Origin of the sequence: Petropleomorpha daqingensis (assembly GCF_013408985.1) — a bacterium.
Taxonomy (GTDB): domain Bacteria; phylum Actinomycetota; class Actinomycetes; order Mycobacteriales; family Geodermatophilaceae; genus Petropleomorpha; species Petropleomorpha daqingensis.
The window spans coordinates 500,667-524,925 of the sequence record NZ_JACBZT010000001.1 but is presented as its reverse complement, the minus strand read 5'-3'; the positions used below and the strand labels follow the sequence as shown (position 1 = coordinate 524,925).

Below are 24,259 nucleotides of genomic sequence, written 5' to 3'. Positions count from 1 at the left end.
GTCCGGTCCGTGGCCGCAAGAGCAAGAAGCAGCGGCGTCAAGAGTTCGACCAGATGGCCGCGCCGAGCATGGGTGGCGTCAGCCTGCCCCGTGGCAACGGCCAGACGGTCCGGCTGCCGCGCGGTGCCTCGCTGACCGACCTCGCCGAGAAGATCGGCGCTCAGCCGGCCGCGCTGGTGACCGCCCTGTTCCACCTGGGCGAGATGGTCACCGCGACCCAGTCGGTGAACGAGGACACGCTGCAGCTGCTCGGTGCCGAGATCGGCTGGAACATCGAGGTCGTCTCGCCCGAGGACGAGGACCGCGAGCTGCTCGAGACCTTCGACCTCACCTTCGGTGACGAGGGCGACGAGGAGGACTGGGAGATCCGTCCGCCGGTCGTCACGGTCATGGGTCACGTCGACCACGGCAAGACGAAGCTGCTGGACGCCATCCGCAACACCAACGTGGTGGCGCGCGAGGCCGGCGGCATCACCCAGCACATCGGCGCCTACCAGATCGACACCGAGCTGGACGGCAACGACCGGGCGATCACCTTCATCGACACCCCGGGTCACGAGTCGTTCACCGCGATGCGTGCCCGAGGCGCCAAGGTGACCGACATCGTCGTCCTGGTGGTCGCGGCCGACGACGGCGTCATGCCGCAGACGATCGAGGCGCTCAACCACGCCCAGGCGGCCGAGGTGCCGATCGTGGTCGCGGTGAACAAGATCGACAAGGAGGGGGCCAACCCCGCCAAGATCCGCCAGCAGCTCACCGAGTACGGCCTGGTGGCCGAGGAGTACGGCGGCGACACGATGTTCGTCGACGTCTCCGCCGTCACCCGGCAGGGCCTCGACGACCTGCTCGCGGCGATCCTGCTCACCGCCGACGCCTCGCTCGACCTCCGGGCGAACACCGAGATGGACGCGCAGGGCGTGGTCATCGACGCCAAGCTCGACCGCGGTCGTGGCCCCGTGGCCACCGTCCTGGTCCAGCGCGGCACGCTGCGGGTCGGTGACTCGCTGGTGGCCGGTGACGCCTTCGGTCGCGTGCGGTCGCTGCTCGACGAGCACGGCAACCGGCTCAAGGAGGCCCTGCCGGCCCGTCCGGTGCAGGTCGTCGGTCTCACGTCCGTGCCGCGTGCCGGTGACACCTTCCTCGTCGTCGAGGAGGACCGCGTCGCCCGGCAGATCGCCGACCGGCGCCAGGCCCGCATCCGCAACGCGCAGAACGCGCAGATGCGCAAGCGGATCAGCCTGGAGGACCTCGACGCGGCGCTGAAGGAGAACCGTCAGCTCAACCTGATCATCAAGGGCGACAACTCGGGCACCGTCGAGGCGCTCGAGGACGCGCTCATGAAGATCGAGGTGAGCGACGACGTCTCGCTGCGGGTCATCCACCGCGGCGTCGGCGCGATCAGCAAGAGCGACATCGACCTGGCGCTGGCCGACGACGTCATCGTCATCGGCTTCAACGTCCGGGCCGAGGGGCAGGCCACCGAGCTGGCCAACCGCGAGGGTGTCGACGTCCGGTACTACTCGGTGCTCTACGCGGCGATCGAGGAGATCGAGTCGGCCCTCAAGGGCATGCTCAAGCCGGAGTACGAGGAGGTCGCGCTCGGCTCGGCGGAGGTCCGCGAGGTCTTCCGCGTGCCGCGCATCGGCAACGTCGCGGGCTCGATCGTCCGCAGTGGGACGATCAACCGGAACTCGAAGGCCCGGCTGCTCCGCGACGGGGTCGTCATCGCCGACAACCTCACCGTCGAGTCGCTGCGCCGCTTCAAGGACGACGTCACCGAGGTCCGCGAGGGCTACGAGTGCGGTATCGGCCTGGGGTCGTTCAACGACATCAAGGTCGAGGACGTCATCGAGACCTTCGAGATCCGCGAGAAGCCTCGCGCCTGATCGAGGGTTGAGGTCGCCCAGCGGCGGGGAAGCGGAGAGCAGATGTTCACCGGAACGCTCTCCGCGGACCTGCTGCTGGGCGACGTCCACTCCCTGAAGGGGAAGCGCGCCGTGGTCCGGCCCCTCGTGGCCGAGCTGCGCCGTCGCTTCTCCGTCGCTGCAGCCGAGGTCGGCGACCACGACCTGCACCGCCGTGCGCAGGTCGCGGTCGCCACCGTCGCCGGGGACTCCGGTCAGGTGGCCGACGTCCTCGACGCGTGCGAGCGGTTGCTGGCCGAGCGGCCGGAGGTGACGCTGCTGTCGACGCATAGACAGCTTTTCAGCGACTCAGACTAAGGACCCCTTCGCCCCCCACCGCTCGTAGAAGGACCTCGTCCTCCCCACCCCTCGCACGCTCGGGGCGGGACCCGGGACGAGGCCGTTCCAGACAGTTACTGGAGGTCCGTGATGGCCGATCCGGCCCGCGCCCGCAAGCTGGCCGTCCGCATCCGGCAGATCGTCTCCGCCGCGATCGAGTCCCAGATCAAGGACCCCCGACTGGGCATGGTCACCGTGACCGATGCCCGCGTCACCAACGACCTGCGCGAGGCGACGGTCTTCTACACCGTCTTCGGTGACGAGACGCAGGTCGCCGACTCCGCCAAGGCCCTGGCCAGCGCGACCGGCGTGCTGCGCTCCACCGTCGGCCGGCAGACCGGCGTCAAGTTCGTGCCCACGCTGACGTTCGTCGCCGACCACGTGCCCGACACCGCTCGGGAGCTCGACGAGGCGATCGAGCGCGTCCGGCACGCCGACGCCGAGCTGGCCCGCGTCCGGCAGGGCGCGGCCTACGCCGGCGAGGCAGACCCCTACCGCCGCCCCGCCGAGAGCGCGGACGACGACGAGACTGCCGATGAGAGTGCTGACGAGACAGCCGACTCCGGGAGCCGTTCATGAGCGAAGTGGATCCGGACCCGAACCTGCCCGACGAGGGCCGAGGAGTCGCGGAGCTGGGTGGCCGCGCCGAGCCGGCTGACGGTGACCCCACCGACGGCGGCAAGCGCGGTCAGATCGGCGAGGCCCCGAGCATCGCCGAGGACGAGCCCGATGACGGCACCCGCTTCCCGGTCGGTGGCGGGCGCGTGAGCGAGGAGCCCGACGCCGCCCCGGTCGCCGACCCCGGACGGAACGCCTGAGCATGGCCCTCCCTCTGCGCAGGCCGGCCCCGCGCAACGTCGTCTCGGTGCTCGCCGAGGCGGCCGACGCGCGCGCCACCGTCGTCCTCTCCGGGCACGTCCAGCCCGACGCCGACGCGATCGGCAGCACCCTCGCCCTCGCCGAGGGGCTGCGCCGCCGCGGGGCTCGTGTGCTGCCCACCTTCCCGGTCCCGTTCGTGCTGCCCGCCTCGCTCGGCTGGCTGCCCGGCGCCGAGGCGCTCGTGCCCTCCTCGGAGGTCCCGTCCTCGCCGGACGTGTTCGTCAGCCTCGACGCCGCGTCGGTCGGCCGGCTCGGCGAGCTGGCGGCGCTGCTCGACGATGCGGGCACCGCCGTCGTGATCGACCACCACGCGAGCAACCCGGGCTTCGGCGACGTCTCGCTCATCGACCCCGCCGCCCCGGCCACGGTCACGCTCGTCGCCGAGGTCCTCGACGGGCTCGGCGTCCTCGTCGACCAGCAGATCGCCACCTGCCTCTACGCCGGCCTGGCCGCCGACACCGGCTCCTTCCGGTTCGGCAGCACCCGCCCGGAGACCCACGAGCTGGCCGCGCGCCTGCTCTCCACCGGCATCGACCACGCCGAGATCAGCCGACGGCTGTTCGACACCGCGCCGTTCGGCTGGCTGGGCCTGCTCTCGGTCGTCACCGGCCGCGCCGCGCTCGAGCCCGGTGTGGGCAACGGCCTGGTCTGGACGTGGTCGAGCGTCGCCGAGGCGGCCGAGCACGGCCTGGCCGGCGAGCAGCTCGAGGCACTGGTCGACGTCGTCCGGGCCACCGAGGAGGCCGACGTCGCCTGCGTGCTCAAGGGCCAGGACGACGGCTCGTGGTCGGTGTCGCTGCGCTCCCGCGGCGCCACGGACGTCTCCCGGGTCGCGATGGCCCTGGGCGGCGGCGGTCACCGGGCCGCGGCCGGCTACACGAGCCGGCTGGACCGCGAGGGCACTATCGCGGCGCTGCGTGCGGAGCTGGCAGCTGGCTGAGCCCGCCTCCCGCTCCGTCCTCTCCCTGGCCGCGCCCGCCCTCGTCGTCCTCGCGGCCGAGCCGCTGTACCTGCTCGTCGACACCGCCGTCGTCGGGCACCTCGGCGCGGTCGCGCTGGCCGGTCTCGCCGTCGGTGGCGGGCTGCTGGCCTGGGCCGGCGCCCTCCTGAACTTCCTCGCCTACGGGACGACGGCCCGCGCCGCGCGCCTCGCCGGCGCCGGCAACCGCGCGGGGGCCGTCGCCGAGGGGGTGCAGGCCTCGTGGCTGGCGCTGGTCCTCGGCGTCGCCGTCCTGGTGCTCTTCCAGCTGCTCGCCGGGCCGCTGACCCGGTTGCTCGCCGGCAGCGCCGGCCCGGTCGCCGAGGCGGGGGAGACGTGGCTGCGGATCGCCTCGTTCGGCCTGCCGCTGCTGCTGCTCTCCCTCGCCGGCAACGGCTGGCTGCGCGGCGTGCAGGAGCTGCACAAGCCGGTGCGCTACGTGCTCGCCGGCAGCCTGGTCAGCCTGGTGCTCTGCCCGCTGCTGGTGTTCCCGGTCGGCCTCGGCCTGCCCGGCTCGGCGATCGCCAACGTGGCCGGCCAGGCGGTCGGCGCGGGGCTGTTCCTGCGGGCGCTGCACCGCGAGGGCGTCTCGCTGCGGCCACGGCCGGCGGCGATCCGCGCCCAGCTCGGCATCGGCCGCGACCTGCTGCTGCGCGCCGCGGTCCTCCAGGTGTCGTTCCTCGTCGCCGCGGGCGTCGTCGCGCGCGAGGGCACGGCGGCGCTCGGTGCGCACCAGATCGCGCTGCAGCTGTTCTTCCTCGCCCTCGTGCTCGATGCCTACGCCATCGCCGCGCAGACCCTCGTCGGCCACGCCCTCGGCGCCGAGCGGCCCGACGAGGCGCGCGCCACCGCCCGCCGGGTCACGCTCTGGGGGCTGGGCACCGGGGTCGTGATCGCCGTCCTCCTGGTGGCGCTGCGCGACGTCCTGCCGCCGCTGTTCTCCAGCGACCCCGCCGTCCTCGAGCAGGCCGCGGTGGTCTGGTGGTTCCTCGCGCTGATGCAGCCGCTGGCCGGCGTCGTCTTCGCGCTGGACGGCGTGCTCATGGGCGCCGGCGACGTCGGCTACCTGCGCACCGTGACGATCGGCTCGGCGCTGATCGGCTTCCTGCCGCTGTCGCTGCTGTCGCACCCCATGGGGTGGGGGCTGGCCGGCGTGTGGACCGGCCTCGACCTGTTCATCGCCCTGCGGCTGGTCGCCGTCCTGGCCCGGGTGGCGGGCCGGAAGTGGCTGTCTGCTGGGGTTGCGGCGTGAGTCCGAGAAGACCCGACGCCGACGTCCCGCCCGGCCTGCTGCTGGTCGACAAGCCCGGCGGGATGACCTCGCACGACGTCGTCGCGCGGGCCCGGCGGGCGCTGTCGGTCCGCAAGGTCGGCCACGCCGGCACCCTCGACCCGATGGCCACCGGCCTGCTGCTCCTCGGGGTCGGGGCCGCGACCCGGTTGCTCGGGTACGTCGGCGGCAGCGACAAGACCTACGAGGCGACGATCCGGCTCGGGCAGGCCACGGTCACCGACGACCGCGAGGGAGAGGTCCTGACGACGACGTCGGCCGCCGGTCTGACCGACGACGACGTCCGGACGGCGCTGGCCGCGCAGACCGGGCCGCTGCAGCAGGTGCCGTCGTCGGTGAGCGCGGTGAAGGTGGCCGGCCGGCGGTCCTACGACCGGGTGCGCGCCGGGGAGGCCGTGGAGCTCGCCCCGCGGTCGGTCACCGTGCACGAGCTCGCCGTCCACCGGATCACCCGCCCGACCGCCGACCTGGTCGACGTCGACGTCACGGTGACCAGCACGGCGGGTACCTACATCCGGGCCATCGCGCGCGACGCCGGCGCCGCGCTCGGCGTGGGCGGCCACCTCACCGCGCTGCGGCGCACGGCCTCCGGGACGTTCTCCGTGGCGCAGGCCGCCCCGGTCGAGGACGCCGCAGCTGCCCTGCTCGCCGGCGGGGGAGAGGGGTTCCTCGGGCTCTCCGAGGCCGCGACGACCGTCTTCCCGCCCCGGCCGGTGACCGCCGAGGAGGCGAAGGCGCTGATCTACGGGCAGCGCATCCCCGCCACCGGCTCCCCCGGACCGCACGCCGCCGTCGACCCCGACGGCCGGCTGGTCGCCCTGGTCGAGGACGCCGGCGAGACCGCGCGGGTGGCCGTCGGCTTCCCGCCGGGCTGAGCGGCTCAGCCGGCCGCCGGCCGGGCGGCGGAGGCGGCGAGCCGGTCCGCCAGCGCGGCGACGAGCTCCCGCAGCCGCGCCGGACGCTCGATCGAGAAGGGCCGGTCCAGCGCCGCGAGCACCCCGGGCAGCCAGCCGAGGTCCTCGACGCGCATCTCGACCCGCCACCACCGCTCCTGCGCCGCGGCGTCCGGCGCGGAGGTGCCCGAGTCGGTGACGACCGCCAGGGTGGCCGGCAGCCGGCTGCGGAGGTGCTCGAGCGTCGCGTCGACGTGCACGGTCACCTCGTGCCGGTAGCCGGCCGTCGCGAAGCGGCTCACGACGTCCTCGGCCGTGTCACGGGGCGTCGGCGGGTCGAAGGAGCCAGGCAGCGTCCGCGCGGAGGTGATCCGGTCCAGCCGGAGGGTCCGCGACTCCCCGGCGGCGGGGTCGGCCCCCGCGACGTACCAGCGGCCGGCGTGGACGACGATGCCGTGCGGGTGCAGGACGCGGTCGCTGCGCCGCCCGGCCCGGTCGGAGTAGCCGACCGCGACCGGCCGGCGGTGACGGACCGCGTCGGCCAGGGGCAGCAGCACGCCGCCGTCGGGCGGCGGATGGCTGTCGCCGGTCCCCGTGACGGCCACCGTGCCCAGCACGTCGTCCAGCCGGGCGGCCAAGGACCGCGGGAGAACCCGGCGGATCTTGGCCAGCGCGGTCTCGCCCGCCGTCCCCGCGGGTGCGAGCGAACCGCTGGCGCGGCCGCTGACCAGGCCGAGGACGACGGCCAGCGCCTCGTCCTCACCGAGCATCAGCGGCGGCAGGCGGTAGCCGCGCCCGAGCCGGTAGCCGCCGTAGCGGCCGCGCACCGACTCCACCGGGACGTCGAGGTCGACCAGGTGCCCGACGTAGCGGCGCACCGTCCGCTCGTCGACCTGCAGCCGGTCGGCCAGCTCGGCCACGGTGCGCGTGCCGCCCGACTGGAGGAGTTCGAGCAGGGCGAGCACCCGGGAGGTCGGCCTCGGCATGCAGCACAGGGTCTCAGACAAACCGGGCGGATCCTGTCCGGTATCGCTCCTAGCGTGCCCTCATGGACCTCGCCTCGATCCGCCTGATCACCGCCGACGTGCCGCGCCTCGTCGCCTTCTACGAGCGCGTCACCGGCGCCGCCGCGCGGTGGAGCACCGACTTCTTCGCCGAGCTGGTCGTGGGCTCCACCGCCCTGGCCGTCGCCGGTCCGCAGTCCGTCGGGCTGCTCGCCCCGGACGCGGTCGAACCGGCCGCCAACCGCAGCGTGCTCGTCGAGTTCCTCGTCGAGGACGTCGACCGCGTGCGTGCCGACCTCGGCGACGTCCTCGACGAGATCGTCGCCGAGCCGACCACCATGCCCTGGGGCAACCGATCGCTGCTGGTGCGCGACCCGGACGGCAACCTGGTGAACATCTTCACCCCTTCGACCGCCGCCGCCCGGGAGCGGTTCGGCCGCTGACGCGGTCGTGTGACACGGTGGGGGAGAGCCCGGACGGGGCTCCCGGACGAGCGGCGCCGTACCCGGTCAGCGACAAGACGGCGTTCTCCAGGGGTGTTGTCGTGTACTGGCTCGTCCTCGTCCTCTCCGGTGTCCTCGAGTCCGTCTGGGCGACCGCGCTCGGCCGGACGGAGGGCTTCAGCAGGCTGACGCCCACCGTCGTCTTCGTCGCCGCGCTCGCCGCCAGCATGGCCGGGCTGGCCGTCGCGATGCGCGGCCTGCCGATCGGCACCGCCTACGCCGTCTGGGTGGGCATCGGCGCCGCGCTGACCGCGGGCTTCGCCATGTGGTCGGGGCAGGAGCCCGTGTCCGCGCTCCGGGTGTTCCTGCTGCTGGGCATCGTCGGCTGCGTCGTCGGGCTCAAGCTGACGCACTGACGGCCGGGGCCCGCGCCAGCAGCGCCACCCCCGCGACGGTGAGCACCCAGCCCGCGGCGAGCACCACCGCCCAGCCGGGCCGTACGCGGTCGCCGAGCAGCGCGAGTCCGACGAGGCCGGGCACGATCACCTCGGTCACCGAGAGGACGGCGACCACCGTGCTCACCGCCCCGGCGCGGAGACCCGCGGCGAGCAGCACCGTGCCGGTGGCGCCGAAGACCAGCACCGCCCAGGCCAGCGGTTCGCCGAGCAGGTCGAGCAGCGACGTCCAGAGGGACGAGCGCACGTGGACGGCGCGCACCGCCAGGGACACCCCGCCGAAGGCCAGGCCTGCGGCGACGGTCATCAGCAGCGGACGGCCCGAGCGGCGGACCGGCACCAGCGCGGCCAGCAGCGCGGCCGCCGTGACCAGCAGGACCGGGGTCGCGGCGGCCGGCAGCCGCGGCGCCCGCCCGGGTTGCGCGCTCGCCGCGACCAGCGCCAGCCCGAGCACGACCCCGGCCACCGCGGTCCGCTGGCGGACCGACAGCCGCCGGGGGTCCCCGCCGGCGGCCGCGACCGGGGTCGCGGCCACGGTGCCGGCGAGCACCGACTGGACGGCGAAGACCGGGAGCACGCGCAGGGCGACGACCGACAGCAGCCAGCCGAGGCCGTCACAGGCCAGCCCGACGAGGTACCGGGGCTGGCGCCAGAGCGGGCGCTGCCGGGTCGCCCGGTGCGTCCCGGCGGACTCGAGCAACGAGGCCGCGGTGTTCGACAGCATGGCCGCGACCGCCGCGAGCAGGGCGAGGACGGTCATGGCCCTCCTCGCATGTGGCAGCCTCGGGCACGTGTCCGGCGTCATCTCACCCGATCCCGGCCTCGATGCGCGGCTCGCCGCCCTCGACGCCCTGCTGACCCCGCTGCCCGGGGTGCTGGTCGCCTTCTCCGGCGGGGTCGACTCCGGCCTGCTGCTCGCCGCCGCCGTGCGGGCCCTGGGTGCCGACCGGGTGGTCGCCGCCACCGCGGTGTCGCCGAGCCTGCCGGCAGCCGAGCGGGCCGGCGCCGTCGAGTTCGCCGCGGGTCTCGGCGTGCGACACGAGCTGCCGCGCACCGACGAGCTCTCCCGTGCCGGCTACGTCGCCAACGCCGGCGACCGCTGCGCGTTCTGCAAGACCGAACTGGTCGACGTCCTGATGCCGCTGGCGCGGGACCTGGGCATCGCCGACGTCGTCACGGGCACCAACGCCGACGACGTCGTGGCCGGCTTCCGGCCCGGCATCCGGGCCGCCGCCGCGGCCGGGGCGTGGACGCCGCTGGTCCGGGCCGGCCTCACCAAGGACGACGTCCGGGCCGCCGCCCGGCTCTGGGACCTGTCGCTGGCCGACAAGCCGGCCGCCGCCTGCCTGGCCAGCCGGATCGCCTACGGGGTGCCCGTCTCGGCGGAGGGGCTGGCGCGGGTGGAGGCCGCCGAGGCCGGGCTGCGGGCCGCGCTCGCCGAGGCGGGTCTCCCGGTGCGCAACCTGCGGGTCCGGGACATGGGGGACGACGTCGCCCGCGTCGAGGTGGACGCGGCGTTGCTGCCCGACGTCGGCCCGGAGCAGCTGGCCGCCGTCCGCGGGTTCGCCCGTGTCGAGCTGGACCCGCGCGGGTTCCGCTCCGGCTCGATGAACGAGCTGCTGCCCGACCCCGTCCGCTACCGCTAGGCGGGCCCGTTCTCCGTGATCATGAAGTTCGGGGAGCGCCACGCCGTCCTGCGGCGGCGTGGCGCTCCCCCAACTTCATGATCACGGGCGAGGGGTGTCCCGAGAGCGGGCGATCCGGGCGGCGGCCACGCCGGCGCCGAAGCCGTTGTCGATGTTGACCACCATCACCCCCGGCGCGCAGGCGGTCAGCATGGTGAGCAGCGCGGCCAGCCCCTCGAAGGCCGCCCCGTAGCCGACCGACGTCGGGACGGCGACCACCAGCCGGTCGGTCAGCCCGGCCACGACGCTGGGCAGCGCGCCGTCCATGCCGGCGACGACGACCACGACGTCGGCGGCGGCGATGTCGGGCGCGACCTCCAGCACCCGGTGCACGCCGGCGACGCCGACGTCGTCCACCCGTCGGGCGCGCACCCCGCACGCGGCCAGCGTCGCGGCGACCTCGGCCGCCACGGGCCCGTCGGAGGTGCCGGCGGTGAGCACCAGCACGTCGCCGACCGGCTCGGGCAGCTCGCCCACGAACACGCACCGGGCGTCGGCGTCCAGGACGGCGTCGGGCCACCGGGACGTGACCGCGGCGGCCGTGGCGTCGTCCACCCGCGTCGCCCACGCCAGCGGCGCGCCCGCGTCGAGCAGTCCGGCCAGGCACGCCACGGTCTGCTCCGGCGTCTTGCCGGCGGCGTAGACGACCTCCGGCGTCCCCGTGCGCTGGGCACGGTCGACGTCGAGCCGGGCGAATCCGAGGTGAGCGGTGCGCTGCGCTGTCACGTGTCCATCCTCGCTGGCGCTCGTCGGACACGTGACAGCAGCTGTGCTGTGTTCTTGGGTGAGCTCGCAAGCTCGCTCACCTCCGCAGCATGCGCGATTGACCGACGGCCGTGCCGGGAAGGGCAGCGGCCATGAGCATCGTCAAGATCAACGCGATCTCCGTGCCGAAGGACAAGCAGGAGCGCTTCGAGGAGCGGTTCCGCGGCCGGGCGGGCGCCGTCGAGGCGACCGAGGGCTTCGAGTGGTTCGAGCTGCTGCGGCCCCAGGAGGGGACCGACCAGTACCTGGTCTACACGCGGTGGAGCAGCGAGGAGGCCTACCGGGCCTGGGAGAGCGGGCAGGACTTCGCCCGTGCCCACGACGGCGGCGGCAGCGACCTGGCACCGGCGGCCAGCGACTCCCACCACCTCTGGAGCTACGAGGTCCTCGAGAGCACCGGTCCGAAGTCCGGCACGGTCTGATCGCCGAACGTTCGGGCTACTGTGACGAGGCGGGCCGGTGATCCGCCGGGCCCGCCTCATCCCCGCACGTGCAAGTAGGAGCCATGACCGACACGCTCGCCGACAGCCGCAGCACCTCCCGGATGTTCACCGAGGGTGTGCCGGTGGTCGTAGAGGACGTTCCGCGGCGGTCCGCCACCGACCGGGCCGAGCTGCTGGCCGACCCCGGCTTCGGTCGCTACTTCACCGACACGATGTTCATCGCCCGCTACCGCACCGGGCAGGGCTGGTACGACGCCCGCCTCACCGCGTACGCGCCGCTGCAGATGGACCCGAGCACCGCCGCGCTGCACTACGCGCAGTCGATCTTCGAGGGCCTCAAGGCCTACGCGCAGCCCGACGGCAGCGTCGCCACCTTCCGGCCGACCGCGAACGCCGCCCGGTTCGCCCGCGGCGCGAAGCGCCTGGCCATGCCGCCGGTCCCCGAGGACGGATTCCTCGCGGCGGTCGACGCCCTCGTCGACGCCGACCGCGACTGGGTGCCCACCGGCCCCGACCAGACGCTCTACATCCGCCCGTACCAGCTGGCCACCGAGCCGTTCCTCGGCGTGCGCCCGGCCAACGAGTACCTGTTCCTGGTCATCGCCAGCCCGGCCGGCGCTTACTTCTCCCGCGGCGTGCACCCGGTGTCCGTGTACCTCTCCGAGGACTACATCCGCGCGGCGCCGGGCGGCACCGGCGACGTGAAGTGCGCCGGCAACTACGCCGCCAGCCTGCTGGCGCAGGAGCAGGCGATCGCCGCCGGCTGCGACCAGGTGGTGTGGCTCGACGCGCTGGAGAAGCGCTACGTCGAGGAGATGGGCGGGATGAACCTGTTCTTCGTCCTCGGCTCCGGCGCCGACGCCGAGCTGGTCACCCCCGAGCTCACCGGCACGCTGCTGCCCGGCATCACCCGCGACTCGCTGATCACGCTGGCCCGCGAGAAGGGCCACACGGTCACCGAGCGGCGCTTCAGCGTGGAGGAGTGGCGCAAGGGCGTCGCCGACGGCACGGTCACCGAGACCTTCGCCTGCGGCACCGCCGCCGTCATCACGCCGGTCGGCGAGGTGCGGGCCCGCACCGGTGACTTCGTCATCGGCGACGGCACCCCGGGCCCGCTGTCGATGGAGCTGCGCTCCTCCCTGCTCGACATCCAGCACGGCCGGGTGCCCGACACCCACGGCTGGCTGCACCGGGTGGGCTAGGGGCGGGCTGGGACGGGGCTGAGATGAAACGCTGGCGGGGGCTGGAGGCCACCCCGGCCGACCTCGGCCGGACCGTGGTCACCATCGGGATGTACGACGGCGTCCACCGGGGGCACCAGGCCCTGATCGGTGCCGCGGTCGAGCGCGCCCGGGCGCTGCACCGGCCCTGCCTGCTGCTCACCTTCGACCCGCACCCGGCCGAGGTGATCCGCCCCGGCTCGCACCCGGCGATCCTCACCTCGCTCGACCGCAAGGCCGAGCTGGTCGCCGAGCTCGGCGTCGACGCGATGTGCGTGCTGCCGTTCACGCCGGAGTTCATGCGCCTGTCGCCGGAGTCGTTCACCCACACGGTGCTGGTCGAGCACCTGCACGCGGCGCAGGTCGTCGTCGGGCAGAACTTCACCTACGGGCACAAGGCGGCCGGCACCGTGCAGACCCTCGCCGCCGAAGGGCGCCGGTTCGGGTTCACCGTCGAGGGCGTGCCCCTGCGCAACATCGAGGAGGAGGGCGAGGAGGTCAGCATCTCCTCGACCTACATCCGCGCGTGCGTGGCGGCCGGTGACATGGAGCCGGCGACCCAGGCGCTGGGGCGCCCGCACCGGGTCGACGGTGTCGTCGTCGTGGGGGATCGGCGCGGCCGCGCGCTCGGCTACCCGACCGCCAACGTGGAGAGCCCGCAGTTCACCGCCATCCCGGCCGACGGCGTCTACGCCGGGTACCTGGTGCTCCGGGATCCGCGCAGCGGGGTGAGCAAGGAGCGCTATCCGTCGGCGATCTCGGTGGGCACCAACCCGACCTTCGAGGGCAGCCGGCGCACGGTGGAGGCGTTCGTCCTCGACTTCGACGGCGACCTCTACGGCGAGCACGTCGGCGTCGAGTTCGTCTCCCGGTTGCGCGCCATGGCCGCCTTCCCCGACGTGGAGTCGCTCGTCGCCGCTATGGACGACGACGTCGTCCGCACGCGGGCCCTGCTCGACGTCCCCCCGGCCGGGTGAGCGCCAGCGGGTGCTGATCCCCCCGCTGGTACCGTTGCACCCGGCGTCGGGCAACCGACGTGTGTGCAGCCTGCCCCCGTGACCCAGACCGGGGGCCACACGTGACCTGGCCAGGGAGGCCGTCCTATGGCGCTCGAGAGCGCTGTCAAGAAGCAGATCATGACCGACTACGCGACGGTCGAGAACGACACCGGCTCGCCGGAGGTCCAGGTCGCGATGCTGACCCGCCGGATCAGCGACCTCACCGAGCACCTCAAGCAGCACAAGCACGACCACCACAGCCGGCGGGGCCTGCTCCTGCTGGTCGGGCGGCGCCGCCGCCTGCTGAACTACCTGGCGAAGACCGACATCAACCGCTACCGCTCGCTCATCGAGCGGCTCGGTCTGCGCCGCTAGCACGACGAGGGGACCGTCCGCCGGACGGTCCCCTCTCTCGTGCGGCACCCGCCGCACGGGAGACCGGTGACCCCGCCGTCATCCGCAGACGCCTCCGGTCCTCGGTAGTGGCTCCCGGGCATCCCTTTCCCGAGAGCTTCGATCGAAGACCGGTCGCACCGGATCCGGCGGAGAACGCCGCAAAGAGGAGAGCGCACGGGTTGTCGGGGCAATGGGCCACGAGAGCCGCGTGCGACGACGAGAGAAGGACACGTGTCCGCACCCACCACCCAGAACAGCAGCACGGCTGCTGAGTTCGACCCCGAGGACGGCGTCACCACCGCCACCGCGGTCATCGACAACGGCAGCTTCGGCAGCCGCAGCATCACCTTCGAGACCGGCCGGCTCGCCCGTCAGGCCGCGGGCTCGGTCACGGTCACCATGGGCGACACCATGCTGCTGTCGGCCACCACGGCCGGCCGCCAGCCCAAGGACCAGTTCGACTTCTTCCCGCTGACGGTCGATGTCGAGGAGCGGATGTACGCCGCGGGGCGCATCCCCGGCTCGTTCTTCCGCCGCGAGGGCCGCCCGTCCGAGGACGCGATCCTCACCTGCCGGCTCATCGACCGCCCGCTGCGGCCGACCTTCGCCAAGGGCCTGCGCAACGAGGTCCAGGTCGTCATCACCGTCCTGGCGCTGGACCCCGACCACCTGTACGACGTCCTCGCCATCAACGGCGCGTCGGCGTCCACCCAGCTGTCCGGCCTGCCGTTCTCCGGCCCGGTCGGCGGCACCCGTGTCGCGCTGATCCGCGGCCAGTGGGTCGCCTTCCCGACGCACAAGGAGCTCGAGGAGGCCGTCTTCGACATGGTCGTGGCCGGCCGGGTGCTCCCGGACGGCGACGTCGCGATCATGATGGTCGAGGCCGAGGCCACCGAGAAGACGATCGAGCTGGTGCGCGGCGGCGCGACCGCCCCCACCGAGGAGGTCGTCGCCCAGGGCCTCGAGGCCGCCAAGCCGTTCATCAAGGTCCTGTGCGAGGCGCAGGCGGCCATGGCCGAGAAGGCCGCCAAGCCGGTCGCCGACTTCCCGCGCTTCCTGGACTACCAGGACGACGTCTACGCCGCCGTCGAGGCCGAGGCCGCCACCGAGCTGGCCACCGTCCAGGCGATCCCGGGCAAGCACGACCGGGAGGCCGCGACCGACGAGCTCAAGGAGGCCGTGAAGGCCAAGCTCGCCGGCCAGTTCGAGGGCCGCGAGAAGGAGATCTCCGCCGCCTTCCGCGCCGTCACCAAGAAGGTCGTCCGCCAGCGGATCCTGCGCGACAAGGTCCGCATCGACGGCCGCGGCGTCACCGACATCCGGCCGCTGTCGGCCGAGGTCGAGGTCGTCCCGCGGGTGCACGGCTCGGCGCTGTTCGAGCGCGGCGAGACCCAGATCCTGGGCATCACCACGCTGAACATGCTGCGCATGGAGCAGCAGCTCGACACGCTCTCGCCCGAGACGCGCAAGCGCTACATGCACAACTACAACTTCCCGCCGTACTCGACCGGTGAGACCGGCCGCGTCGGCTCGCCCAAGCGCCGCGAGATCGGCCACGGCGCGCTGGCCGAGCGGGCGCTGCTGCCGGTGCTGCCCGACCGCGAGGAGTTCCCCTACGCGATCCGGCAGGTCTCCGAGGCGCTGGGCTCCAACGGCTCGACGTCCATGGGCTCGGTCTGCGCCTCGACGCTGGCCCTGCTCAACGCCGGTGTGCCGCTGAAGGCCCCGGTCGCCGGCATCGCCATGGGCCTGGTCTCCGACCAGGTCGACGGCAAGACGGAGTACGTCGCGCTGACCGACATCCTCGGTGCCGAGGACGCCTTCGGTGACATGGACTTCAAGGTCGCCGGCACGCGGGAGTTCGTCACCGCGCTGCAGCTGGACACCAAGCTCGACGGCATCCCGTCCGAGGTGCTCGCCCAGGCGCTGACCCAGGCCCGCGCCGCCCGGCTGCACATCCTCGACGTGATGAACGAGGCCATCGACGGCCCCGACGAGATGAGCCCGTACGCGCCGCGGGTGACCACGGTGCGCATCCCGGTCGACAAGATCGGTGCGGTCATCGGCCCCAAGGGCCAGATGATCAACGCCATCCAGGACGAGACCGGCGCGGACATCACCATCGAGGACGACGGCACGATCTACGTCGGCGCCTCCGACGGCCCGTCGGCGCAGGCCGCCGTGGACCGGATCAACGCCATCGCCAACCCGCAGATGCCCAAGGTCGGCGAGCGGTTCCTCGGCACGGTCGTGAAGACCACGCCGTTCGGTGCCTTCGTCTCCCTGCTGCCGGGCAAGGACGGCCTGGTCCACATCAGCAAGCTCGGTGGCGGCAAGCGCATCGGCAAGGTCGAGGACGTCGTCAACGTCGGCGACAAGCTGCAGGTGGAGATCACCGACATCGACGCCCGCGGCAAGATCAGCCTCGTCCCGGTGCAGGCCGAGGGCGGCGACCCGGCCGCCACGACCGGCTCGACCGGTGAGGCGCCCGCCGAGGCGGCCGCCGCCCCTGCGGGTGAGTGACCACGGCTGACGCTCTGGGCAACGGGGTGGGTGCTTCGGCACCCGCCCCGTTCCCTGTCGGGAAGACCGTCGTGCTCGACCTCGACGAGGTCGGCGGGCGGGTGGAACGGACCGAACTGCCCGGCGGGCTGCGGGTCCTGACCGAGACCATGCCGGGGGTTCTGTCCGCGACGCTGGGCATCTGGGTCGGCGTCGGCTCCCGGGACGAGTCACCGGCGCTGGCCGGCTCGTCGCACTTCCTCGAGCACCTGCTGTTCAAGGGGACGACGAGCCGCAGCGCGCTGGAGATCGCGACGGCGATGGACGCCGTCGGCGGTGAGATGAACGCGTTCACCGCCAAGGAGCACACCTGCTACTACGCGAACGTGCTCGCCAGCGACCTGCCGCTGGCCGTCACCCTGCTGTCGGACCTGGTGACCGAGGCGTGCAACACCGCCGAGGACCTCGAGTCCGAGCGCACGGTGGTGCTCGAGGAGATCGCCATGCGCGACGACGAGCCCGCAGACAGCGTGCACGACCTGTTCGCCGAGACGTTGTTCGGGGACACACCCCTCGGTCGCTCGGTGCTCGGCTCGATCGAGTCGATCGAGGGCTTGAGTCGGGACGACGTCGACGGCTGGTACCGGCGGCGGTACACGATGCCGTCGATCGTGGTGACCGCGGCGGGCCGGGTGGACCACCAGCAGGTGCTCGACCTGGTCACGGCGGCGTTCGCCGACCGCCTGGGCGGTGAGACCGGTCCGGCGCCGCTGCGGCGAGGGGACGACGTCGTCCTCGCCCGGCCGGCGCGACCGACCGGGCTGATCACCCGGAAGACCGAGCAGACCCACCTGCTCTACGGCGGCCTCGGCCTCGGCCGGCTCGACGACCGGCGCTACGCCGCCTCGGTGCTGGAGGCCGCGGTCGGCGGCGGGATGAGCTCGCGGCTGTTCCAGGAGATCCGCGAGAAGCGGGGTTTGGTCTACAGCGTCGGCTCGGCGCTCACGCACTACGCGGGCACGGGGTCGTTCTCGGTGTACGCGGGCTGCTCGCCCAAGCGGGTGCCCGAGGTCCTGCGGCTGGTCCGCGAGGAGCTGGCGCGGGTCGCCGAGGAAGGGCTGACCGCCGAGGAGGTGGCCCGCGGTCGCGGCCAGCTCAAGGGCGGCCTGGTCCTCGGCCTGGAGGACACCGGCTCGCGGATGAGCCGGCTCGGCAAGAGCGAGCTGTCCTACGGGGAGTACCTCCCCGTCCGCGAGGTGCTCGCCCGTCTGGATGCCGTCGACGAGGAGCAGGTGCGAGCGGTCGGTGCAGACCTGCTCACCCGGGAGACGTGCCTGGCCGTGGTCGGCCCCTACCGCGAGTCCGACCTCGACCGCCTGTAGCCGATGACCGGTCCGCTCCAGGTCCACAGCGCTCTCTCGCGTGGCGTGTTCGCGGTGACGGTGCTCGTGTCGCTCGCCGTCTTGTTCGCCCCGGGAGCCGACGTGCCCTCGGCACCACCGGGCACGGACAAGCTGGTGCACGGTGCGGTGTTCGCCGCGCTCGCGCTGACCGGCCGGTGGGCCGGCATCCAGCGCGGCGTGCTCGCCGGGCTGCTGCCCCTGTACGCGGCGGTCAGCGAGCTGCTGCAGGGCATCCCGGCCCTGCAGCGCGACACGTCCGTGGGGGACTGGGTCGCCGACGTGGTCGGCATCCTCCTGGGACTCCTGCTGTGGGATCTCCTCGCCCGGCGCCGGGCCGCCCGCTGACCGCTGTGTTGCGGCCGATCGCGGGCTTGGGAAGCTTGACCGCGTGACGACCTCCGCCCCCGGCGAGCAGGACAGCCCCTCGACGACCGGGGAACCGCCCCGCATCAACGTCGGCGTGCTCGGTGCCCGCGGGCGGATGGGCACCGAGGTGGTCAAGGCGGTCAACGCCGCCGACGACCTCGAGCTCGTCGCGATGGTGGAGGCGGGCGACTGGCTGTTCAACGTCGCCGACGCCGGCGCCGAGGTGGTCGTCGACTTCACCCGCCCGGACGTCGTCATGGACAACATCCGGTTCTGCATCGACAACGACATCCACTGCGTGGTCGGGACGACGGGCTTCGACGAGGCGAAGCTCGCCACGGTCGCGGAGTGGTTGCAGCCCAAGCCCGACCTGGGCGTGATCATCGCGCCGAACTTCGGCATCGGCGCGGTGCTGCTCATGCGCTTCGCGCAGGAGGCGGCGCGGTTCTTCCCGTCGGTCGAGGTGGTCGAGCTCCACCACCCGAACAAGGTGGACGCCCCCTCCGGTACCGCCGTCCGCACCGCCCGCCTGGTCGCCGCCGCTCGTCGGGCGGCCGGGCTGCCGCCGGCCCCCGACGCGACGACCGACAGCCTGCCCGGCGCCAGGGGTGCCGACGTCGAGGGCGTCGCGGTGCACGCCGTCCGGCTGTCCGGGCTGGTCGCGCACCAGGAGGTGCTCATGGGTGCGCCGGGGGAGACCCTGACCCTCCGGCACGACTCGTACGACCGCGCCTCGTTCATGCCCGGGGTGCTGCTCGCGGTGCGGGAGATCCGCCGCCACCCCGGACTCACCGTGGGGATCGAGGGCCTGCTGGGCCTCTGACCTGGCCTCCGGCGCAGGCCTCGGGGACCCCCTGTGCACGGCCCTCCGGACTCGTGTATGGTTCTCGATGCGCCGCCGGGGCCGAGAGGCCAGCCGGAAGTCCTCCTACGGGGAACATCCGGTTGCGGCGCAGGGTTGGACAACAAGCCGCCATCGACGAAGCCCGTGAGGGTCGAGTTGGTGCGCGTCCGCTCCTTGAGAACTCAACAGCGTGCCGAAAGTCAGTGCCAAGTAACAAACCCCCGATGCCGGGTCGTCTTTTGGATGGCCTGGTGGGGATTCCTTTGGTTGATTGACATCAAGAGTGCTAGCTCTTGGTTCTCAGCCGCGATCAAATCATCTACGGAGAGTTTGATCCTGGCTCAGGACGAACGCTGGCGGCGTGCTTAACACATGCAAGTCGAACGAGGCCCTCCTTCGGGGGGTGTCCTAGTGGCGAACGGGTGAGTAACACGTGGGCAACCTGCCCCCGGCTCTGGGATAACTCCAAGAAATTGGGGCTAATACCGGATATGTCCGCTGACCGCATGGTCTGGTGGTGGAAAGGGTTTCCGGCTGGGGATGGGCCCGCGGCCTATCAGCTTGTTGGTGGGGTAGTGGCCTACCAAGGCGACGACGGGTAGCCGGCCTGAGAGGGTGACCGGCCACACTGGGACTGAGACACGGCCCAGACTCCTACGGGAGGCAGCAGTGGGGAATATTGCGCAATGGGCGAAAGCCTGACGCAGCGACGCCGCGTGGGGGATGACGGCCTTCGGGTTGTAAACCTCTTTCAGCAGGGACGAAGCGCAAGTGACGGTACCTGCAGAAGAAGCACCGGCCAACTACGTGCCAGCAGCCGCGGTAATACGTAGGGTGCAAGCGTTGTCCGGAATTATTGGGCGTAAAGAGCTCGTAGGCGGTTCGTCGCGTCGGCTGTGAAATCCCGAGGCTCAACCTCGGGTCTGCAGTCGATACGGGCGGACTGGAGTTCGGCAGGGGAGACTGGAATTCCTGGTGTAGCGGTGAAATGCGCAGATATCAGGAGGAACACCGGTGGCGAAGGCGGGTCTCTGGGCCGATACTGACGCTGAGGAGCGAAAGCGTGGGGAGCGAACAGGATTAGATACCCTGGTAGTCCACGCCGTAAACGTTGGGCGCTAGGTGTGGGGGCCATTCCACGGTCTCCGTGCCGCAGCTAACGCATTAAGCGCCCCGCCTGGGGAGTACGGCCGCAAGGCTAAAACTCAAAGGAATTGACGGGGGCCCGCACAAGCGGCGGAGCATGTTGCTTAATTCGATGCAACGCGAAGAACCTTACCTAGGCTTGACATGCACGGAAATCTCGCAGAGATGCGGGGTGCCTTTGGCGTCGTGCACAGGTGGTGCATGGTTGTCGTCAGCTCGTGTCGTGAGATGTTGGGTTAAGTCCCGCAACGAGCGCAACCCTCGTTCCATGTTGCCAGCACGTAATGGTGGGGACTCATGGGAGACTGCCGGGGTCAACTCGGAGGAAGGTGGGGATGACGTCAAATCATCATGCCCCTTATGTCTAGGGCTGCAAACATGCTACAATGGCCGGTACAAAGGGCTGCGATACCGTGAGGTGGAGCGAATCCCAAAAAGCCGGTCTCAGTTCGGATTGGGGTCTGCAACTCGACCCCATGAAGTTGGAGTCGCTAGTAATCGCAGATCAGCAACGCTGCGGTGAATACGTTCCCGGGCCTTGTACACACCGCCCGTCACGTCACGAAAGTCGGTAACGCCCGAAGCCGGTGGCCCAACCCCTTGTGGGAGGGAGCCGTCGAAGGCGGGATCGGCGATTGGGACGAAGTCGTAACAAGGTAGCCGTACCGGAAGGTGCGGCTGGATCACCTCCTTTCTAAGGAGCAGCTGGCCGGCCACCCGCACGGGTGCCGGTCCAGGGCCATGCCAGAACGAAGACGGTGGATCACTCCGATCCGCCGCGGGTTGTCTGGGTGGTGCTCGAGGGTGGAACGCTGACCAGTTCGGATGTCCGGCTGTGGCCGGCCCGCTAGTACTGCCGCGGTTCCTTCGGGGATCGGGCGTGGAGCGCGGGCGGGGTGCAGTCCGGGTCCGTAGGCACGCTGTTGGGTCCTGAGGGAGCGGACTGTTTCCCTTGACGCAGGACCATCCCTGGTCTCACAGCGCCGGCCCCTTGTGGGGGGTCCGGGTCTGGTGGGGCCGGTGGGGGGTGGTGGCTGTTTGTTGGTTGAGAACTGCACAGTGGACGCGAGCATCTTTGACCGGCCGCATCGTCTTTTTTTCGAAAGAGGGTGTCGGCTGGTTTTTGTCGAGTTGTTTGTTGTGTGTTGGTTAAGTTGTTAAGGGCACACGGTGGATGCCTGGGCATCAGGAGCCGATGAAGGACGTGGGAGGCTGCGATAAGCCTCGGGGAGCTGCCAACCGAGCGTTGATCCGAGGGTGTCCGAATGGGGGAACCCCGCACCAGTCATGTGGTGTGACCCGCGCCTGAACACATAGGGCGTGTGGAGGGAACGTGGGGAAGTGAAACATCTCAGTACCCACAGGAAGAGAAAACAACCGTGATTCCGTGAGTAGTGGCGAGCGAAAGCGGATCTTAGGCTAAACCGGTCGCATGTGATACCCGGCAGGGGTTGTGTGGTCGGGGTTGTGGGAGCATCCAGTTCGGTCTGCCGGCCGGGCGGGGAGTGAGAAAGACTCGTGGTTAGTGGAAGGCCTCTGGAAGGGGTCGCCGCAGAGGGTGAGAGCCCCGTACACGAAAACCCGAGTCCTCCCGGATGTTTTCCCGAGTAGCACCGAGCCCGTGAAATTCGGTGTGAATCTGGCGGGACCACCCGCTAAGCCTGAATACTCCCTGATGACCGATAGCGGACGAGTACCGTGAGGGAAAGGTGAAAAGTACCCCGGGAGGGGAGTGAAATAGTACCTGAAACCGTGTGCCTACAAGCCGTGAGAGCCTTAGCCGGGGTTACCTGGCGGGGTGATTGCGTGCCTTTTGAAGAATGAGCCTGCGAGTTAGCGGTACGTGGCGAGGTTAACCCGTGGGGGGTAGCCGTAGCGAAAGCGAGTCCGAACAGGGCGAGGATAGTCGCGTGCTCTAGACCCGAAGCCGAGTGATCTACCCATGGCCAGGTTGAAGCGCGGGTAAGACCGCGTGGAGGACCGAACCCACCAGGGTTGAAAACCTGGGGGATGAGCTGTGGGTAGGGGTGAAAGGCCAATCAAACTCGGTGATAGCTGGTTCTCCCCGAAATGCATTTAGGTGCAGCGTCGCGTGTTTCTTGCCGGAGGTAGAGCACTGGATGGCTGATGGGCCCTACCAGGTTACTGACGTCAACCAAACTCCGAATGCCGGTAAGTGAGAGCGCGGCAGTGAGACTGCGGGCGATAAGGTTCGTAGTCGAGAGGGAAACAGCCCAGATCATCGGCTAAGGCCCCTAAGCGTGTGCTAAGTGGAAAAGGATGTGGGATCGCAGAGACAACCAGGAGGTTGGCTTAGAAGCAGCCACCCTTGAAAGAGTGCGTAATAGCTCACTGGTCAAGTGGTTCCGCGCCGACAATGTAGCGGGGCTCAAGCACACCGCCGAAGCCGTGACACTCCAGCAGATACTCCGCCGGTCCTCGTATGGGCCGGCCAGGGGCTGGGGTGGGTAGGGGAGCGTCGTGTGGTGGGTGAAGCGGCGGAGGGATCCAGCCGTGGACGCCACGCGAGTGAGAATGCAGGCATGAGTAGCGAAAGGGGAGTGAGAAACTCCCCCGCCGGATGACCAAGGGTTCCTGGGCCAGGCTAATCCGCCCAGGGTGAGTCGGGACCTAAGGCGAGGCCGACAGGCGTAGTCGATGGACAACGGGTTGATATTCCCGTACCCGCGAAGGAGCGCCCATGCCGGACCCAGCGATGCTAACCGCCCGAACCGGTCGCGGCTTTCGAGCCAAGATCGGGGAGCGCGGGACCCGGACTGGTAGTAGGCAAGCGATGGGGTGACGCAGGAAGGTAGTCCTCCCGGTGAGTGGTAGTACCGGTGCAAGGGTGTGGCCCGTCCGATAGGCAAATCCGTCGGACATTGTGGGTGAGGCCTGACGCATAGCCGAATGAGGCGAATGGGATGATCCTATGCTGCCGAGAAAAGCCTCTAGCGAGTTCCGAGCGGCCCGTACCCCAAACCAACTCAGGTGGTCAGGTAGAGAATACCGAGGCGATCGAGCGAACTGTGGTTAAGGAACTCGGCAAAATGCCCCCGTAACTTCGGGAGAAGGGGGACCCTCTGCTGTGAACCGCCGCGCGCGGGGTAGCGGTGGGGGGTCGCAGAGACCAGTGAGAAGCGACTGTTTACTAAAAACACAGGTCCGTGCGAAGTCGTAAGACGATGTATACGGACTGACGCCTGCCCGGTGCTGGAACGTTAAGGGGACGGGTTAGTGCACCTCGTGTGTGCGAAGCTCAGAACTCAAGCGCCAGTAAACGGCGGTGGTAACTATAACCATCCTAAGGTAGCGAAATTCCTTGTCGGGTAAGTTCCGACCTGCACGAATGGCGTAACGACTTCTCAGCTGTCTCAACCACAGGCTCGGCGAAATTGCACTACGAGTAAAGATGCTCGTTACGCGCGGCAGGACGGAAAGACCCCGGGACCTTCACTACAGCTTGATATTGGTGTTCGGTTCGGCTTGTGTAGGATAGGTGGGAGACTGTGAAGCGGGCACGCCAGTGTCCGTGGAGTCGCCGTTGAAATACCACTCTGGTCGAATTGGATGTCTAACCTCGGTCCGTGATCCGGATCAGGGACAGTGTCAGGTGGGTAGTTTAACTGGGGCGGTTGCCTCCCAAAATGTAACGGAGGCGCCCAAAGGTTCCCTCAGCCTGGTTGGCAATCAGGTGTCGAGTGCAAGTGCACAAGGGAGCTTGACTGCGAGACCGACGGGTCGAGCAGGAGCGAAAGCTGGGACTAGTGACCCGGCACCGGCATGTGGAAGCGGTGTCGCTCAACGGATAAAAGGTACCCCGGGGATAACAGGCTGATCTTCCCCAAGAGTCCATATCGACGGGATGGTTTGGCACCTCGATGTCGGCTCGTCGCATCCTGGGGCTGGAGTAGGTCCCAAGGGTTGGGCTGTTCGCCCATTAAAGCGGTACGCGAGCTGGGTTTAGAACGTCGTGAGACAGTTCGGTCCCTATCCGCCGCGCGCGTAAGAGACTTGCGAAGAGCTGTCCCTAGTACGAGAGGACCGGGACGGACGAACCTCTGGTGTGCCAGTTGTACCGCCAGGTGCACTGCTGGTTGGCTACGTTCGGCAGGGATAACCGCTGAAAGCATCTAAGCGGGAAGCTCGCTTCAAGATGAGGTCTCTCACCCACTCGATGGGGTAAGGCCCCCGCCCAGACCAGCGGGTTGATAGGCCGGAGGTGGAAGCACCGCAAGGTGTGCAGCTGACCGGTACTAACAGGCCGAGGACTTACCACACACACATTCTTCTCGATCGTGTCT

At 70.5% G+C, this 24,259-nt stretch carries 21 protein-coding genes, 2 rRNA genes and 1 riboswitch; of the genes, 20 read left to right on the top strand and 3 right to left on the bottom strand.

Annotation, left to right across the window (positions count from 1 at the left end; genetic code table 11):
• Positions 1-53 precede the first annotated feature (53 nt).
• The 7 genes from infB (at position 54) to truB (ending at position 6,267) form a co-directional block, all read left to right on the top strand.
• The gene (gene infB, locus GGQ55_RS26680; protein ID WP_246323751.1) at positions 54-1,886 is read left to right on the top strand and encodes a translation initiation factor IF-2; all 1,833 of its coding nucleotides are present in this window, start codon (positions 54-56) and stop codon (positions 1,884-1,886) included.
• A 42-nt stretch (positions 1,887-1,928) separates the two neighbouring features.
• The gene (locus tag GGQ55_RS02575) at positions 1,929-2,222 is read left to right on the top strand and encodes a DUF503 domain-containing protein (protein ID WP_179714974.1); all 294 of its coding nucleotides are present in this window, start codon (positions 1,929-1,931) and stop codon (positions 2,220-2,222) included.
• 111 nt (positions 2,223-2,333) lie between these two features.
• Positions 2,334-2,822: a 30S ribosome-binding factor RbfA gene (gene rbfA, locus GGQ55_RS02570; RefSeq protein WP_179714973.1), complete on the top strand. Its 489-nt coding sequence runs from the start codon at positions 2,334-2,336 to the stop codon at positions 2,820-2,822.
• Positions 2,819-3,061, top strand: a complete 243-nt coding sequence (locus GGQ55_RS02565) for a hypothetical protein (RefSeq protein WP_179714972.1) — start codon at positions 2,819-2,821, stop codon at positions 3,059-3,061. The genes rbfA and GGQ55_RS02565 overlap by 4 nt, the downstream gene beginning before the upstream one ends.
• 2 nt (positions 3,062-3,063) lie before the next feature.
• The gene (locus GGQ55_RS02560) at positions 3,064-4,062 is read left to right on the top strand and encodes a DHH family phosphoesterase (RefSeq protein ID WP_179714971.1); all 999 of its coding nucleotides are present in this window, start codon (positions 3,064-3,066) and stop codon (positions 4,060-4,062) included.
• Positions 4,040-5,353, top strand: coding sequence for an MATE family efflux transporter (locus tag GGQ55_RS02555; protein ID WP_179714970.1), 1,314 nt, complete (start codon positions 4,040-4,042; stop codon positions 5,351-5,353). The genes GGQ55_RS02560 and GGQ55_RS02555 overlap by 23 nt, the downstream gene beginning before the upstream one ends.
• Complete coding sequence (truB, locus tag GGQ55_RS02550) at positions 5,350-6,267, top strand: tRNA pseudouridine(55) synthase TruB (protein ID WP_179714969.1); 918 nt, start codon at positions 5,350-5,352, stop codon at positions 6,265-6,267. Before GGQ55_RS02555 ends, truB begins: the two co-directional genes overlap by 4 nt.
• A gap of 5 nt (positions 6,268-6,272) precedes the next feature.
• Here truB and GGQ55_RS02545 read toward each other — a convergent pair whose 3' ends face one another.
• Positions 6,273-7,271 carry a helix-turn-helix transcriptional regulator gene (locus GGQ55_RS02545; protein WP_179714968.1) on the bottom strand — a complete coding sequence of 333 codons (999 nt, stop codon included), beginning with the start codon at positions 7,269-7,271 and terminating at the stop codon, positions 6,273-6,275.
• Between the two features lie 62 nt (positions 7,272-7,333).
• On the opposite strand from GGQ55_RS02545, the gene GGQ55_RS02540 reads away from it, so the two are divergent.
• Together GGQ55_RS02540 and GGQ55_RS26675 are read left to right on the top strand one after the other, a co-directional pair.
• Complete coding sequence (locus tag GGQ55_RS02540; RefSeq protein WP_179714967.1) at positions 7,334-7,732, top strand: VOC family protein; 399 nt, start codon at positions 7,334-7,336, stop codon at positions 7,730-7,732.
• 22 nt (positions 7,733-7,754) lie between these two features.
• A riboswitch (guanidine-III (ykkC-III) riboswitch) is annotated at positions 7,755-7,819 on the top strand.
• A gap of 14 nt (positions 7,820-7,833) precedes the next feature.
• The gene (locus tag GGQ55_RS26675) at positions 7,834-8,148 is read left to right on the top strand and encodes a DMT family transporter (protein WP_179714966.1); all 315 of its coding nucleotides are present in this window, start codon (positions 7,834-7,836) and stop codon (positions 8,146-8,148) included.
• Here GGQ55_RS26675 and GGQ55_RS02530 read toward each other — a convergent pair.
• Positions 8,132-8,947: a hypothetical protein gene (locus tag GGQ55_RS02530; RefSeq protein WP_179714965.1), complete on the bottom strand. Its 816-nt coding sequence runs from the start codon at positions 8,945-8,947 to the stop codon at positions 8,132-8,134. The genes GGQ55_RS26675 and GGQ55_RS02530 overlap by 17 nt on opposite strands.
• Positions 8,948-8,978: 31 nt before the next feature.
• On the opposite strand from GGQ55_RS02530, the gene larE reads away from it, so the two are divergent.
• Positions 8,979-9,833, top strand: a complete 855-nt coding sequence (larE, locus tag GGQ55_RS02525) for an ATP-dependent sacrificial sulfur transferase LarE (protein ID WP_366488589.1) — start codon at positions 8,979-8,981, stop codon at positions 9,831-9,833.
• 81 nt (positions 9,834-9,914) lie between these two features.
• On the opposite strand, the gene larB is transcribed toward larE, so the two are convergent.
• Positions 9,915-10,598 (bottom strand): nickel pincer cofactor biosynthesis protein LarB, encoded by a 684-nt coding sequence (gene larB / locus GGQ55_RS02520; RefSeq protein ID WP_179714964.1) that lies wholly within the window; start codon positions 10,596-10,598, stop codon positions 9,915-9,917.
• Positions 10,599-10,729: 131 nt separating this feature from the next.
• Between larB and GGQ55_RS02515 the strand changes: the two genes are divergently transcribed.
• The 10 genes from GGQ55_RS02515 (at position 10,730) to GGQ55_RS02470 (ending at position 24,234) form a co-directional block, all read left to right on the top strand.
• Positions 10,730-11,059, top strand: coding sequence for an antibiotic biosynthesis monooxygenase family protein (locus GGQ55_RS02515; protein ID WP_179714963.1), 330 nt, complete (start codon positions 10,730-10,732; stop codon positions 11,057-11,059).
• Between the two features lie 83 nt (positions 11,060-11,142).
• Positions 11,143-12,282 (top strand): branched-chain amino acid aminotransferase, encoded by a 1,140-nt coding sequence (locus tag GGQ55_RS02510; RefSeq protein WP_179714962.1) that lies wholly within the window; start codon positions 11,143-11,145, stop codon positions 12,280-12,282.
• A 23-nt stretch (positions 12,283-12,305) separates the two neighbouring features.
• Entirely contained in the window at positions 12,306-13,277 is a 972-nt protein-coding gene (locus GGQ55_RS02505) for a bifunctional riboflavin kinase/FAD synthetase (RefSeq protein ID WP_179714961.1), read from the top strand.
• A 126-nt stretch (positions 13,278-13,403) separates the two neighbouring features.
• Positions 13,404-13,673: a 30S ribosomal protein S15 gene (gene rpsO / locus GGQ55_RS02500; protein ID WP_179714960.1), complete on the top strand. Its 270-nt coding sequence runs from the start codon at positions 13,404-13,406 to the stop codon at positions 13,671-13,673.
• Between the two features lie 252 nt (positions 13,674-13,925).
• Complete coding sequence (locus GGQ55_RS02495) at positions 13,926-16,217, top strand: polyribonucleotide nucleotidyltransferase (protein ID WP_179714959.1); 2,292 nt, start codon at positions 13,926-13,928, stop codon at positions 16,215-16,217.
• A 71-nt stretch (positions 16,218-16,288) separates the two neighbouring features.
• A complete protein-coding gene (locus GGQ55_RS02490; RefSeq protein ID WP_179714958.1) occupies positions 16,289-17,578 on the top strand; it encodes a M16 family metallopeptidase in 1,290 nt (429 codons plus the stop codon).
• A 3-nt stretch (positions 17,579-17,581) separates the two neighbouring features.
• On the top strand, positions 17,582-17,944 hold the full coding sequence (locus GGQ55_RS02485; RefSeq protein ID WP_179714957.1) for a VanZ family protein: 363 nt from the start codon (positions 17,582-17,584) through the stop codon (positions 17,942-17,944).
• 43 nt (positions 17,945-17,987) lie between these two features.
• Positions 17,988-18,788 carry a 4-hydroxy-tetrahydrodipicolinate reductase gene (dapB, locus tag GGQ55_RS02480; protein WP_179714956.1) on the top strand — a complete coding sequence of 267 codons (801 nt, stop codon included), beginning with the start codon at positions 17,988-17,990 and terminating at the stop codon, positions 18,786-18,788.
• A gap of 339 nt (positions 18,789-19,127) precedes the next feature.
• A 16S ribosomal RNA gene (locus GGQ55_RS02475) occupies positions 19,128-20,649 on the top strand.
• Positions 20,650-21,102: 453 nt separating this feature from the next.
• Positions 21,103-24,234: ribosomal RNA gene (locus tag GGQ55_RS02470) — 23S ribosomal RNA — on the top strand.
• Together the 16S and 23S rRNA genes form the textbook arrangement of a ribosomal RNA operon.
• Positions 24,235-24,259 lie beyond the last annotated feature (25 nt).

Coding starts and splice junctions, on each gene's coding strand:
- GGQ55_RS02560 (WP_179714971.1), top strand. CDS start 3,064: ATGGCCCTCCCTCTGCGCAGGCCGGCCCCGCGCAACGTCGTCTCGGTG.
- GGQ55_RS02505 (WP_179714961.1), top strand. CDS start 12,306: ATGAAACGCTGGCGGGGGCTGGAGGCCACCCCGGCCGACCTCGGCCGG.
- rbfA (WP_179714973.1), top strand. CDS start 2,334: ATGGCCGATCCGGCCCGCGCCCGCAAGCTGGCCGTCCGCATCCGGCAG.
- GGQ55_RS02530 (WP_179714965.1), bottom strand. CDS start 8,947: ATGACCGTCCTCGCCCTGCTCGCGGCGGTCGCGGCCATGCTGTCGAAC.
- GGQ55_RS02515 (WP_179714963.1), top strand. CDS start 10,730: ATGAGCATCGTCAAGATCAACGCGATCTCCGTGCCGAAGGACAAGCAG.
- GGQ55_RS02575 (WP_179714974.1), top strand. CDS start 1,929: ATGTTCACCGGAACGCTCTCCGCGGACCTGCTGCTGGGCGACGTCCAC.
- GGQ55_RS02510 (WP_179714962.1), top strand. CDS start 11,143: ATGACCGACACGCTCGCCGACAGCCGCAGCACCTCCCGGATGTTCACC.
- GGQ55_RS02545 (WP_179714968.1), bottom strand. CDS start 7,271: ATGCCGAGGCCGACCTCCCGGGTGCTCGCCCTGCTCGAACTCCTCCAG.
- GGQ55_RS02565 (WP_179714972.1), top strand. CDS start 2,819: ATGAGCGAAGTGGATCCGGACCCGAACCTGCCCGACGAGGGCCGAGGA.
- rpsO (WP_179714960.1), top strand. CDS start 13,404: ATGGCGCTCGAGAGCGCTGTCAAGAAGCAGATCATGACCGACTACGCG.
- GGQ55_RS02485 (WP_179714957.1), top strand. CDS start 17,582: ATGACCGGTCCGCTCCAGGTCCACAGCGCTCTCTCGCGTGGCGTGTTC.
- infB (WP_246323751.1), top strand. CDS start 54: ATGGCCGCGCCGAGCATGGGTGGCGTCAGCCTGCCCCGTGGCAACGGC.
- GGQ55_RS02540 (WP_179714967.1), top strand. CDS start 7,334: ATGGACCTCGCCTCGATCCGCCTGATCACCGCCGACGTGCCGCGCCTC.